10 protein-coding genes are annotated in these 12,430 nt (G+C 41.7%); 9 read left to right on the top strand and 1 reads right to left on the bottom strand.

The features are described from left to right. The 4 genes from FCN14_RS10705 to FCN14_RS10720 form a co-directional block, all read left to right on the top strand. On the top strand, positions 1-731 hold a 731-nt coding region (locus tag FCN14_RS10705), incomplete at its 5' end, for a flagellin (protein ID WP_138431287.1). Positions 732-957: 226 nt separating this feature from the next. After that, entirely contained in the window at positions 958-1,500 is a 543-nt protein-coding gene (gene pyrR, locus FCN14_RS10710; RefSeq protein ID WP_281280660.1) for a bifunctional pyr operon transcriptional regulator/uracil phosphoribosyltransferase PyrR, read from the top strand. After that, positions 1,500-2,462 carry an aspartate carbamoyltransferase catalytic subunit gene (locus tag FCN14_RS10715; protein ID WP_138431288.1) on the top strand — a complete coding sequence of 321 codons (963 nt, stop codon included), beginning with the start codon at positions 1,500-1,502 and terminating at the stop codon, positions 2,460-2,462. The genes pyrR and FCN14_RS10715 overlap by 1 nt, the downstream gene beginning before the upstream one ends. Before the next feature lie 102 nt (positions 2,463-2,564). Continuing rightward, the gene (locus FCN14_RS10720; RefSeq protein WP_138431289.1) at positions 2,565-3,797 is read left to right on the top strand and encodes a GAF domain-containing sensor histidine kinase; all 1,233 of its coding nucleotides are present in this window, start codon (positions 2,565-2,567) and stop codon (positions 3,795-3,797) included. Here FCN14_RS10720 and FCN14_RS10725 read toward each other — a convergent pair. Then, positions 3,772-4,749 carry a DMT family transporter gene (locus FCN14_RS10725; protein ID WP_138431290.1) on the bottom strand — a complete coding sequence of 326 codons (978 nt, stop codon included), beginning with the start codon at positions 4,747-4,749 and terminating at the stop codon, positions 3,772-3,774. The genes FCN14_RS10720 and FCN14_RS10725 overlap by 26 nt on opposite strands. A 140-nt stretch (positions 4,750-4,889) precedes the next feature. Between FCN14_RS10725 and FCN14_RS10730 the strand changes: the two genes are divergently transcribed. The 5 genes from FCN14_RS10730 to FCN14_RS10750 all read left to right on the top strand — a co-directional run bounded on the left by FCN14_RS10730 (position 4,890) and on the right by FCN14_RS10750 (position 12,425). Then, positions 4,890-5,603, top strand: a complete 714-nt coding sequence (locus tag FCN14_RS10730; RefSeq protein WP_138431291.1) for a TetR/AcrR family transcriptional regulator — start codon at positions 4,890-4,892, stop codon at positions 5,601-5,603. Positions 5,604-5,719: 116 nt separating this feature from the next. Beyond that, positions 5,720-7,192 (top strand): TolC family protein, encoded by a 1,473-nt coding sequence (locus FCN14_RS10735; protein WP_171032892.1) that lies wholly within the window; start codon positions 5,720-5,722, stop codon positions 7,190-7,192. Positions 7,193-7,215: 23 nt separating this feature from the next. Next, entirely contained in the window at positions 7,216-8,301 is a 1,086-nt protein-coding gene (locus FCN14_RS10740) for an efflux RND transporter periplasmic adaptor subunit (protein WP_138431293.1), read from the top strand. Positions 8,302-8,320: 19 nt separating this feature from the next. Next, on the top strand, positions 8,321-11,824 hold the full coding sequence (locus FCN14_RS10745; RefSeq protein WP_138431294.1) for an efflux RND transporter permease subunit: 3,504 nt from the start codon (positions 8,321-8,323) through the stop codon (positions 11,822-11,824). A 193-nt stretch (positions 11,825-12,017) separates the two neighbouring features. Then, positions 12,018-12,425: a DUF4293 family protein gene (locus tag FCN14_RS10750; RefSeq protein ID WP_138431295.1), complete on the top strand. Its 408-nt coding sequence runs from the start codon at positions 12,018-12,020 to the stop codon at positions 12,423-12,425. The last annotated feature ends 5 nt before the right edge of the window (positions 12,426-12,430 follow it).

The raw sequence follows: 12,430 nt of genomic DNA on the forward strand, positions 1-12,430 counted from the left end.
TCGGTACAATCATGGATAACCTCGTGGAGATGAAAGGGCTGGCCACGCAGGCAGCCAACGATACCCTCGGCGAAGATGAGCGTGGGTTTATTGGTGAGCAGATTAAAGAGCTCGGCGCCGACATCAACGATATCTCTGATCAGACGGTCTTTCAGGGGTATGACCTGCTGAGTGGAGACGATACCACGGCCACCAAGTCCGGTGCCTTAGAGCTGACCTTCCAGGTCGGTGAACGGGAATCGGATACCATTACCGCGGATCTGGATGCGGTAAACGTAGGTGAGCTGTTTGCCGACGGTACCAACACCGCCCAGTTGGGTAACGCCAGCGGCGACGGTGCGGTAGCTGACGGATCGGCTATTGAAGCTACGGCTGCCGGAACAGCCGGTGCCACAAACCCAGGTGGAGCGCTTTCTTTTGAGACCGCAGCCGGAACGGCCGCCAACTCCTCTGACTTCCGTTCGTTCATCAACCACATCGATGATGCAATTACGACGATGTCGGAAAACGTAAACGATATTGGAATTACGCAGTCGTCACTGTCGGTCCGTGAGGAGACTCTCTCGCAGTCGATCAGTGCAAATGAATCGGCGAAATCCCGTATTATGGATACGGACTTTGCCAAAGCGCAGAGTGAGAAGGTCCGATTGAGTATCCTGCAGCAGACGGCGACTTCGTCTCTTGCGCAGGCCAACAACGGTCCGCAATCTGTACTCGGATTCCTTGGATAATCCCTGACGGGTTACCCCGTATAGTTAAAGACAGACCCTGTTGTTGCTTCGGCAGCAATGGGGTTTTTTATTATTATATTAAAGTAGATCTCTTTGTTTTTGAATTTGAATACAATATCATAAAAAGAGATTTTTAGATTTATATAAACTTTAAATTGAGTTACTTTACGCCATTCCATAAATTCATGTAGCAAAAACAAAGACCGAGGACTTTCGTTTGGATAAAGTGAAGATAATGTCGGCCGAAGATTTAAATCGCACCTACCGGCGATTTGCCCACCAGTTTTTGGAACCGCATGACGATCCCCAGAAATTAGCTCTTATTGGTATGCAAACTCGTGGGGTTTATATGGGAAAGCGTATTATGCAGCTCATAGAAAAAGAGTTTGGTTTTAAGCCCGATTTCGGAATGCTGGATGTTACGTTTTATCGTGATGATTTTCGAACACGTCTTAAAATGCCCCAGGTTAAGGTAACAGAAATCCCTTTCGATCTGTACGAACGTGATGTGGTATTGATGGATGATGTATTATATACTGGCCGAACGGTTCGCTCTGCAATGGATGCACTTATGGATTATGGGCGTCCTGCTACAATTAAATTTTGTTGTATGGTAGACAGAGGGCATAGGGAGCTGCCCATTGCTGCAGATTACGTTGGTACCAAGTTACCAACCCATGTACAAGAGGAAGTTCGTGTTAAGGTTAATGAATTGGATGGTGAAGATGCAGTTTATGTGGTTCAAAATCCGGATGGGGAGGATCAATAATGGCTGAAGATATTAATTTGGAACAAGGCGATTACGATTTTCCTCATAAGCACTTGCTGGGTTTAGCAGGTTACTCAAAAGATGATATCCAATATGTATTAGACCAAGCCCAGTATTTTAGAGAAATATTGGATCGTCCTGTTCCTAAAGTTCCAACTCTTCGTGATAAGACCATTGTAAACTTATTTTATGAGGATAGTACACGTACGCGGCTCTCATTTGAGTTAGCACAAAAGCGTATGGGGGCTGATGTGGTAAATTTTTCCAAAGGGTCTTCAAGTGTTAAAAAGGGGGAATCACTTAAAGACACAATCCAGAATATCAGTTCGATGAAAATTGATATGGTGGTAGCTCGCCATGAAAGTCCGGGGGTGCCCCATTTCTTAACGCGATGCGTGGACGCAGCTATTATTAATGCAGGAGATGGAGCGCGCGAACATCCAACCCAAGCATTACTGGATATGTTTACTATGCAGCAGGTATATCCGGATCTTAGTGAAAAGAATATTGCTATTATCGGTGATATCACGCATAGCCGTGTTGTTCGATCAAATATTATAGGTTTGTTGAAACTGGGAGCGAATGTAACGGTTTGCGGGCCTAAAACTATGATGCCTGCTTATGTAGATGAGTTGGGAGCAGAGGTTTCACATAATATTGATGAAACCTTGAATTGGTGTGATATTGCAATGGCGCTTCGCATTCAGCTTGAACGACAAGAAGATGGAACGGAGTTGTTTCCAACAATCAGGGAGTATCATCAGCTGTTTGGTATCACTATGGATCATCTTGAGCAGTATCCGGACTTTACAGTTATGCACCCCGGGCCGGTTAATCGTGGCGTTGAAATGGAAAGCGAGGTGGCCGATAGCGATCGGTCAATTATTCTAAGCCAGGTTACAAATGGGGTTGCTGTACGCATGGCTATTCTTTACTTGTTGAGTGGTGGGACGCGAATTTAGTTACAGGGATTAGGATTTTATTTAGGGAACATTTCTTTTGCAAAATATGTAGTAGTTGGTGTCTCTATTAACAGACTCTCCCATTTATATAAAATATAGCAAATGAATAGAATTGACGAGATTAACCCCTTGCCTGTATTTAAAGGAAAAGTAAATGAACATATAGAGGAAACGCAGCAGAGGATTGAAGAATTAGCCTCTCTTAATATTGATCTTGAAGATTCTGAGCAAAATTTGGAACCTTTTGTAGAGTTGGGGAAATATATTACTGATTCTCCCATATGTCTGATTAATATATTGGATGCCTATAACCAGTGGACTGTGGCAGGGGAGTTAGGGGATAATGTTATGGCTAAAGAGAAAAGTTTGTGCCAATATACTATCCAGCAATCTAATGTGTTTGAAATTGCTAATCTGTCACGAGATGATCGTTTTAAGGACCGTTTTTATGTGAAGAAAGCACCGGCGTTACGATACTACTGTGGAGTACCGATTACTACCAGTAGAGATGTAGATATCGGTTCTATTTGTGTGCTCGATACAAAAGAGAAAAGCTTGAGTGATACACAAAAAGAGCAGTTGCAGCATCTTGCAGATATAATTGTTAAGCAATTGGAGATTACTAGAAAGTTTGAACAGGCAGCCAGCGGATACTACGAATTGAAAGACAGTTTCCATAAACTTAGTCATGATTTGAGGAGCCCAATAAACGGGATTGTGGGGATTGCTGAAACGCTTAAGCAGGAGGATGAAACTCCTACCAAGGAAGACCTATCAATGATTAAGGAATGTGCAGAGAGTGTGATTGAAGAAATTGATAGTATGCTTTCTATCGTTGATAACAGAGAGCAGAATCCAAAAAGGCGGCGAGAGATCCAGTTGAAGAAGTTGGCAGATAAAATTGAGCGTTTGTATAAGCCGCAAGCCAAAAAGAAGAATATATCGCTCCAGTTTAATTATGAAGTAGGTGAAGAGGCCGAGATTGGGCACCAAACATTTACAAAACTTATCCAAATAGTGGGGAACTTGGTAGCGAACGCAATAAAATTTAGTAATGGTGGAGGTACAGTTACAGTATGTTTCCAGAAAAGCCCTGAGGCTTGCCTGGAGATTACGGTTACTGATGATGGTATTGGAATGAATGTCAAACAGATAAAAGCATTTAACAGCGGAGACCTCGTAAAACAGTCGGAAGGTACTGAAGGAGAAGCAAGTTTTGGGGTAGGGCTACAACATGTACGTACTATGATAGAGGAATTAGGTGGTAAAATTTCTGTTTCCTCTGAAGAAGGAGAGGGTTCCTGTTTTACTATTTCGCTGATGGGCTTACTTTAGCAGAAGTATTTTTCTTAGCCGGCCATTTCCATCGCGCCAATATGATGCCGGTAATCACTAGGGCGGATCCAATATATTGAAGCACTGTTAGTTGTTCGTTTAAAAGTACAATCCCGAAAATAAGGCCCATCACTGGTACAAGGTTTTGGTAGGTTGAGGTATGAACAGCTCCTACCGTTTGTAACCCATAGTTCCAGATCAGGTAGGCAACACCAATAGAAAGTATTCCACTATATAATACTCCGCCGTATGCAGAAGCCGAAATGGTGTGCCATTTTAATTGAAGGATATTTGGCAGGCCAATTAAAAATAGAACCACAGCCCCTATAGTCGCCATAATAGCTGAGAATTGGATGGGGGTATAACGATCTAAGAAAGATTTTGATAAAATTGTATAGCCACCCCAAACAACTGCAGCACCGATAATTGTGACATCCCCGATAAAGGTATCTGAACCTAAGGAAAACGGATCTGCACCGCCGGATACAATAAAAATAATACCTCCAAATGCAGAAATAACGCCTAAAGCCTTTAAGGTATTCATGCTTTCTAGTTTAAAGAAGTGGCTAAACAGGGCAACCCATACCGGGATAGTACCTAGCATAACCGCTGCATTAGCAGCATAGGTATAGTCAATACCAATGATAAAAAGTCCTTGGTAAATCAAGTTTCCTAATAGTCCCATACCTATCAGAGGTAGCCAATCTTTTTTGGGAACCGAAAAAGTTTCTCCTCTATAAATTAAGACGATCCAAATAATAGCGGCAGCAAATATAAAGCGTAATCCATTAAAGCTAAGGGGGTCGATCTCCGATAATGCACTTTTAACAATAGAAAAGTTTAGTGCCCAGATTACAGCTACTAAGAAGAGAGAGCTTTCAACAATTGTTTCTTTAGAAATATTCAAGATCACCAATCCTTTCTGATTAATTATAGCTGCTAAAGGTACCATTTTATTCTTGAAGTCTCTTGTTTTAAGAAAATTTAATATCAACAGAGAAACTTTTAATGGGATAAAGTTGTATAAATAGATCAGTGTTATTAACTTTGGTCACTTTCTGACTGACAGTCATTTAAAGGTAAATTTTTTATATGGGAACCGAAGATCGAAAGAAGCGAGAAAAAGAGCAGCGTCGGAATCAGATCATAGATGCCGCGGAAACAATTATTTTTTCAAAAGGTCTTGAGCAGGCCACGATGGATGAGATTGCTGAAGAGGCTGAACTCAGCAAGGGTACATTATATCTTTATTTTAAAAATAAAACCGAGTTGTACCTGGCCATTACAAAGCGGGGTTCAACTATTTTAAATAATCAGTTTTCCAAAATATTTGCCACTTCCCATAAACATTCCGGCATTGAACTGATTCGTATGATTGGCCAGTTGTACTTGGATTTTGTACGTGAGCATTCCAACTATTTTAAGGCTTTTATCTATTATGAGTCGCTTAGCAACGTAGAGGAGCTGGAAGAAAGTGAGTTTGCGCAGACTTGTGAGGAGCATCGCGAAGAAGCATTGAATTATATGATTCGTGCTTTACAGATCGGAATGCAAGATGGTACTATTGATGACAAATATGATCCCAAAGAATTAGCCCTGGTCATTTGGGCTAGTACTCGGGGAATAACAACAGTTACTCATATGCGCTCCATTGGACACCATCTTGAAATGATAGATGAGATGGAGATATCAATCGATTCGTTGTTTGAAAACTTCCTTGATCTTGTAGGTACTGGTATTGCCACAGAAGAGGCACGAAAAAAAGGACTGACTGATAGTCATAAAATTGAAACATTAGAGGATTGAGTGCGTATTGTTGCTCTCATAATTCCAAAAATATTTATCAACTCTTAATTTTATAAATATCATACCGTGATATGTTAAATTATTTTCAACCTGTCTTGAGACATACTTATAGGGCAGTGATACTATTAATCATTAGTACTGTATTTGCCGTTGTTCCGTTATCAGCACAAGTGGATAACAATACTTCAGTTTCAGAGGTCTTGACTAAAAATAATAAGCTCCAGCTTACCGAAGCTATTGAAGTAGCGTTAGCTAATAATTCACAGATAAAACGATCTGTATTTAGCCTTAAGATTGCCGATGAAGAGGTTACGAAGGCATGGAGTTCAGTGATGCCAGAAGTTTCTGGGTCCGCTTCATATACGCGTAATTTAGAGATTCCTGTGAATTTTGTGCCGGCCAAATTTTTTGATCCCCAAGCGCCACCGGGGAAGTTGACTCCGCTTCAATTTGGGACTGATAACAATTGGCAGGGAGGTTTTTCTGTACAGCAAACCCTTTTTAGGGGAGAGGCCTTTGTTGGAATAAGCAGTTCAAAGATATTTAAGGCAGCACAAGCTGAAAACCTGCGGGCAACGACTCAGCAGGTCGTTACGCAAACAAGATTAGCTTATTATCGTGTGTTGGTTGCAGAAGAGCAGTTACGATTACAAGAGGCCACCGTAGAGAGATTGAACAAAAATTTAGAAGAAAATAAGGCACGTAACAAAGCAGGACTTGTTGATGAATATGCGGTATTACAGGTTGAAGTACAGTTACGAAACCAGCAACCGCAGTTAACAAAAGCGCGATATGCGGTTAAAAAAGCTTACCGTGAACTGAAAGTTATATTGGGGATTCCCCTGAATGTGCAATTTTCGGTAAGTGGAGATCTGAATGCTTTTGATGTAACCTCGCAACAAGCCATGAAGAAGGTCAATCAGAATTTGAAGCGAGTTGATAATATGACCCCCTATCAGTTTCAGAAGAAAGCTAATGTAATTGATTTAGCTACTGACTTGCGAGGGGATGTTCGTGTGCTGGAACAACAAGAAGAGCTAAAGGGACGAGAGATTATGGCAATTAAGAGTAGGTTTTTGCCAACTTTAGCAGCAAGCTATAACCTTAATTGGACTGCTTCGCAGCCTGGTAGCCCCGTGTTCTTCGGAACTGATGAAACTCGTGCTCGTTCACAAACGCTCGGCTTTACTTTAAGTCTTCCCATTTTTCAGGGTTTTGAACGATCTTCGAATTTGGATATCGCCCAGATAGAACGGAAAGATATTAAAGAACAAAAACGTGCGACCATACGATCAGCAAAGAATGAAATACAGTCGGCACGGGAATCGCTTAACCAAGCGTTGGAAACAGCTCCGGCTCGTGCACAAGCACTGGAATTAGCGCAAGATGGATATCAGAGAGCACAAGCACGCCTTGAAAATGGAATGGGTTCGCAGCTGGATGTGACGAATGCCGAGCTACAGCTCAGGCAGGCAGAGGCTAACTATGCCCAGATGGTTTATGACTACTTGTCGGCAAAAGCACAGTACGATCAGGCTATTGGGATGGTGCCATTTGTGGATGCTGACGAACAGGAAATTAACGAATAAATACAATTATTACTCTTAATACAATGAATAAGCAATTTATACTCATAGGAATTTTATCAGTTGTATTACTCTCTTCTTGCTCTGAGGAACAAAAGCAGGTATCAGAAAAGGAGCTGGTAAAAACAGTTAATGTTGAAACACAACAGGTTAATCCGCAATCTTTTGAGCGTTACTTGAAGCTCGTTGGTACTGTTGAAGCACGCAATGACGTGCGGATTTCAGCAGAAGTCTCAGGGCGCATTCAGAAGTATTTTGTAGACCAGGGGGATGAGGTCAAAAGGGGTGAGCCGATCCTTAAAATTGATGATTCGCAGCTTATACGTGAAAGAGAACGTTTAGAGGCAATTACAGCGCAAGCAAAAGAGAATTATGAACGCCTTGAACGTTTGTTTAAACAGGATAGCGTTGGCTCAGAAATTGATTATCTCAATGCCAAGTACGATTATCAGCAGAATAAAGCATCGTTAGAGGCTGTTAAAGTAAATATTGAAAAGAGTTCTGTTACTGCTCCTTTTGATGCAACGGTGGAAAATATTGTTCTAGAAGAAGGAGAAATGGCAAGTCCCGGTGCTGTGCTGGTACGTCTTATCGGTACTAATCGTTTACAAGTTTCTGCCGGTGTGCCTTCTACTTATTCGGATGTTGTGCAAAAGGGAGATCGTGCTGATATATGGTTCGATTTTCAACGGGCCGATACTATGCGGCTTCCAATTAAGTTTGTAGGAAAAAGTATAGATCCCGGTGCAAGAACATTTGAAGTTGAAATACCACTGCCCTCAGAGTCGAACAGCTATAAGGTAGATATGATTGCGAATGTTAAGATAAGAACGCTTGAACAGCAGAACGTCATTGTTATTCCTGCTGAACTGGTTTTTCAGCATAAAGGTCAAAATGTGGTTTATACCGTATCCGAAAATGAGAAAGGCAACAAAGTAGCTCGAATGCAGAAGGTCAAACTGGGTGCTTCTTATAAAAATAATGTAGTTGTAGATGAAGGACTCAAAGCCGAAGATCAATTAATTACAGTGGGCGCGTCTTTTCTACAGGACCAGATGAGAATTAATATTGTAGAGAATAGAGAAGAACAGATCGCTCAAAAAAATTCCTAACGCGTAGTATTAGTTTATAATGAATAATTCAGAAATAACGAACAGCAGTTCAGGAGAAAACGGGAAAGGCGGTCCTCAAGATCAAAAGGAGTTTGGGCTGTCCTCTTTTTCTATTGATAATCGTATAAGTGTGCTAGTACTTGTTGTGCTGGCAGCAATTATGGGTGTTCAGTCATACCTGACTATACCTAAAGAGTCTTCGCCGGATATTACGATACCAAATATTATGGTGATTACTACCTATCCGGGGGTATCACCTGAAGATATGGAGAGCTTAGTTACGCGTAAAATTGAGGAAGAACTGAGTGGTATTTCCGATATAAAAGAGATGAATTCTACCTCTGCTGAGGGATATTCAAATATTAATATGGAGTTTGATTCAGATATTAATATTGATGATGCCCTCCAAAAGGTTCGTGAAAAGGTAGACCTAGCTAAGCCGGAATTACCCTCTGAGGCAGAAGATCCTATCATTCAAGAAATTAATTTTTCTGAATTCCCGATTATGCAGGTGAATGTTTCGGGAGATTACGGTTTGGTGCAGCTCAAGAAAATCGCTGAAGATCTACAGGATCGTATTGAGTCGGTACCTTCGGTGCTGGAAGTAAATCTCGCGGGCGGGCTTGAGCGTGAGGTTAAGGTGGATGTGAATCTACCCAAACTGAAGTATTATGGCATCACCTTTACCGATATTATTGCGGCAGTTCAAGAAGAGAATGTTACAGTACCCGGTGGTAATATCGATGTGGGGATAAAGAAATTTCTATTGCGTGTGCCCGGGGAGTATGAATCGGTGGATCCAATCGAAGATATCGTTATTAAAGCACCTAATGATAAACCTATCTATATTCGGGATGTTGCCGACGTTGAGTTCGGATTTAAAGAGCGTGAAACGTATGCAGAACTTAACAACAGTTCGGTAATTTCTCTTTCCATTGTAAAGCGGAGTGGAGAAAATATACTAGAGACTTCCTCTGCGGTTAAAGGTATTATGGAAGAACAACTGCCGATGTTGCCTCCTACTACAAACTATGAAATTACTTCGGATCAGAGTAAAGATATAAGATCGATGGTTAGCAGCCTGGAAAATAATATTATTTCCGGACTGATATTGGTTGTGGGAATTTTACTCTTCTTCCTTGGAGTGCGAAATGCTTCTTTTGTGGGTATTGCTATTCCTATGTCGATGTTTATCTCCTTTATTATACTAGCAGCCGTGGGGATAACGATGAATATGGTTGTTCTATTCTCACTAATACTGGCACTGGGTATGCTTGTTGATAATGCCATTGTGGTAGTGGAAAACATATACCGATACCTTGAAGAAGGGTATGACAACTTTACTGCCGCCAAAAAAGGTACTGGTGAGGTTGCTATACCTATTATTTCCGGAACCATGACCACACTGGCAGCATTTTTCCCATTGTTATTCTGGCCAGGTATTACAGGTGAGTTTATGAGTTTTTTGCCTAAAACACTGATCATTACACTCAGTAGTTCATTGTTTGTGGCATTGGTTATTAACCCTGTGTTATGTGCTCTGTTTATGGATCTCGATCATGTTGATGACTATTCTGATAAGCCCAAAATGACAAGGCGTGGCAAGTGGGCAATGAGTATAATAGCCGGGCTCTTTTTGACAGTGGCTCTCGCATTTAACGTATTAACGTGGTCGATGCTGATATTGGCAGGAGTGTTAATGTGGGCGTCTAATCGATATATCATGAGCCCACTGGGCGATTGGTGGCAGGAAAAAGGATTGGATAAGGTGCTGGACAAATATGAGTCTACGCTTCGCTGGTCTCTCAATCACGGTTGGTCTATGCTGGGGATCTCAATAGCGGTTCTGTTTTCCAGTTTCTTAATATTTTTTGCCTTTAATGCCGGAACGGAATTCTTCCCCGAAGGTATTCCGCCGGCCCGTGCCTATGTACAGGTTGAAGCTCCGGTTGGGACCAACGTGGAATTTACCAAGTCGATAGTAGATTCACTGGAAAATAAGGTGCCGACTATTCCTAATAGTGAAGATGTGGAATCGGTGCTTAGTACTTCTGGTTCTGCTATTACCTCAGGTCCGGGAGGAAATCAAGGTAATTCTTCACACCTGGGAACCGTAGTACTTAACTTCGTTGATTTTCAAGAGCGAAAAGGTACTACTTTTGATGCAATGGAGTATGCAAGGTCGAACTTTGGTACCGGCTTGGCAGGGGCTGATATTACGGTTGAGGAAGAGCAACAAGGTCCGCCTTCGGGCAAGCCTATCAACCTGGAAATTTCAGGTAAAGATATGGATGTGCTAAAGCGGCTTTCCGAAGATGTAATTACGATTCTTGAAAACGATTCTGTCTATAGCAAATTGTCTGGCCTGGAAAGCGATCTGCCAGAACCGACACCCGAGATTAGGGTTAATGTGGATCGCGAAAAAGCAGCTGTTTACGGTTTATCAACAACACAAATTGGTAACACCGTACGGCAGGCCATTAATGGAGTAGAAGCCTCGCAATTTCGCGATGGAAAGGATGAGTACGATATAACTGTTCGGCTGGATGAACAGTTTCGTGACGATATGAGTACACTCGAAGACCTGACAGTTGTTGATGAGGGGCGCCAGATACCTCTGTCAAGTGTTGCATCATGGGAGATGAGTGAAGGACTGGGAGGTATCAAGCATATCGATCAGGAACGTGTGATCACGGTAATGTCTGATGTGCGATCCGGCTATAATCCGAATGCTATTCTCCAGGAGGTCCAGCAGATACTGGGTGATTATATACAAAATGAGATGCCGTCAGGTTACACTGCAGAGTGGACGGGCGAACAGGAAGATCAGCAAGAGTCAATAGATTTCTTGTTTACAGCCTTTCTGATAGCTCTATTTTTAATCGCATTCATCCTGATTTCACAATTTAATTCTGTAAGCAAACCGCTCATTGTAATGTTTTCGGTTGTAATGTCTACGGCCGGAGTTGTACTTGGGTTGGTGATTTTTAGAATGCCGTTTGTCGTTGTTATGACGGGAATTGGGGTAATTTCCCTGGCCGGTGTTGTTGTTAATAATGCGATCGTACTGATCGATTATATCGATATATTGCGAGTGCGAGACAAGATGCCGCTTTTTGAAGCGTTGGTGAAGGCGGGGAAGGTCCGTTTTCGTCCGGTAATTCTTACTGCATTAACCACAACCTTGGGATTAATACCACTGGCAATCGGCTTTAATCTCGATTTCATAACCTTGGTAGGTGCTCCGATGGAGTTTTTTACTAATATCGGTGAGTATCTGTATTGGGGTGGTGAGCAAGCTGCATGGTGGGCGCCTATGGCAATTGCCGTTATCAATGGATTAATATTTGCCACATTCCTCACGCTTATCTTGGTGCCGGTTATGTACTATTTGGTTGAAAAAGGAAGACGTAATGTAAATGTCTTTTTCTTTGGCGAGCAAAATCCGGGTATCATCTTCAAGTCACCGGAGGTAAATGGATCTCCGGATGAAAAGAAGATAGAAGAGGCTTTGGAGTCCTAAGTTAGAATATCTGAATCTTCGTGCGCTACAACTAACAGGGTCCGTCTTTTTGGCGGACTTTGTTATTTTATGCTCTATAATTTTGTACTTGAGACTGCACAAAGCATCCATTGTTTTTAGGATGACCAACTGTTCAAAAAATTGTATCTTTGCAGTCAAATAAATAAGCAATCCCAAATTTGTTAGAGAACCCGTGATTCAACGATTACAAACTATATTCTTATTTGTAGCTTTTATTTTAAATGGCGGCATCTTTTTTAATGCAATTTATCATCATGCAATGGAAGACCCCAGAGCATGGATTGGTATCGGTTTCGCCATCATTGTGACAATTGCCGCACTGGGTTCATTGGCAACCATCTTCCTTTATAAAAACCGAGAAAATCAGCTCCGTTGGGTTAGTCGTCTTTTAATACCACAAGTTGGTGCTATTGGTTTTGCCATAGGGATCTACATTTCTCTCGGAGGTTTTGGAACTTATCTATGGGATGAGACTATTGGGCTGGGGCTAGTTGTATTGGCATTAGTTTCCCAGCTTTATGCACGTAAGAAAATTAAAGATGATATTGAGCTGGTAAAATCAATGGATCGTATCCGATAATACTG

The organism is Fodinibius saliphilus (assembly GCF_005869845.1).
In the GTDB taxonomy this organism is placed as follows: Bacteria; Bacteroidota; Rhodothermia; order Balneolales; family Balneolaceae; genus Fodinibius; species Fodinibius saliphilus.